Genomic DNA, 1,395 nt, shown 5'->3' with positions numbered 1-1,395 from the left:
TTCCATGATGCAAGCCAATAAAGTGGGCTCTGTTGGACTGGATTGCCAGTCGCTGGACGATGAAGGGGTGCTCGGGGTGCTCAGCTTCCTAAGCTGATTCATTGCAAGTTCGCAAACTCAGATCACTTATGAAGGGGTGCTTGGCATTGCTTTCAATAAACGCTTTCCTTGCGTCCAGGCGACCTCTTTTACCCAGGAGCAGATGGAGCTGTTCGCCTCGTTGCAACGAAGCCAGGCGAAGAAGAAGTTGGAGGTGGACGCTGATGCGGTTCATCAGGCGGAACAGGTGCTGTATGCTTTCTTTGCCGCCATGACTCAATGGGAGAAATATACCGACCAGACAGATTTTGATGCGCCGGATGTGCGACCGAAGTTGCAGCAGATCTGGCAGCAGTATGTATCCGAGAAGCCACGGATGGGGTATCGGCCGCTCGCTTTGTCGCTTTCTCCAGAGGGGACGTATGCCACCTTCCGCCTGGTTGATGCCGAACAGGTTTCCCGCAACAAACTTTACATCTATGCGCAGGATGAAAGAATCAATCTCGACTATCGTTTCTGTATGAAACGTGTGGGGGAAGCATGGAAAATCGATGCAGTACAGATGCGGACAGACGGGTGGAGGCGTTGTGGATTGTAAAAAGAGGAACTTGAACGAAATTGCATTCGGGAATGATATTTTCAATTTCGGATAATAAACGGTATTTTATTCATAGACCTAACCCAATATTAGAATGGGTATAATATTTTGCTAACAAACCGGGATAACGCTTACAGCGTTCCCCGCTAAACCATTAACGATAATAATTATGAATACAGAGGAACTTTATATTTGGCGATATGGGATAGATAAACTTCCTAAAGGATTATTGGAATATGGTAAATTTGATGTATGTGATACTTATGATGAAAGTAAAAGACAACGATTTCAAACTAAATGGAGATGGATGTGGAAAGACAAGAATGGTTGGGAAGAAAACTTGCCTCCCGTCTTATACCTCGTATGCAACAAGAAACCGGGAATTTTGCAATTTGATTTTTGTGACCAGTGGAGCATAAAACTAAAAATCGTATCGGAAGAGTTTTTGTCTTTACTTCAAGAAAATGGATTCATTGATAAATATGATATTGCAACTGTCAAGGTAGTAAACAAGAAAAACGAATCTCTAACGGATAAAAAATACTACGCTTTACGTATAAACCATTTTGACAATGATTCTTTCCATTTCGGGAAAGGTATAACATTTCATCAAAATGATGTAGAGAAAAAATTAGGAATTAGTTTTACAGTATATCCTGATATGAAACTGAAAGACAATTCCATCAAACCGATTTCTTTGTTTTGAATAGCATAGAATATGGTGATGGAATAATATCCGAATCCACCACAGGCGAGAC

General features: G+C 41.8%; 1 protein-coding gene and 1 pseudogene. Both read left to right on the top strand.

Annotation, left to right across the window (positions count from 1 at the left end; all coding sequences use genetic code 11):
• The first annotated feature begins 136 nt into the window (after positions 1-136).
• On the top strand, positions 137-637 hold the full coding sequence (locus BACCOP_RS01590; RefSeq protein ID WP_007565499.1) for an NTF2 fold immunity protein: 501 nt from the start codon (positions 137-139) through the stop codon (positions 635-637).
• A gap of 169 nt (positions 638-806) precedes the next feature.
• Positions 807-1,395, top strand: a pseudogene (locus BACCOP_RS01585) (Imm43 family immunity protein); the annotation flags it as partial.

The organism is Phocaeicola coprocola DSM 17136, assembly GCF_000154845.1.
Lineage (GTDB): Bacteria > Bacteroidota > Bacteroidia > Bacteroidales > Bacteroidaceae > Phocaeicola > Phocaeicola coprocola.
The sequence above is the reverse complement of the archived record's forward strand: the minus strand, read 5'-3'. Positions and strand labels throughout refer to the sequence as shown.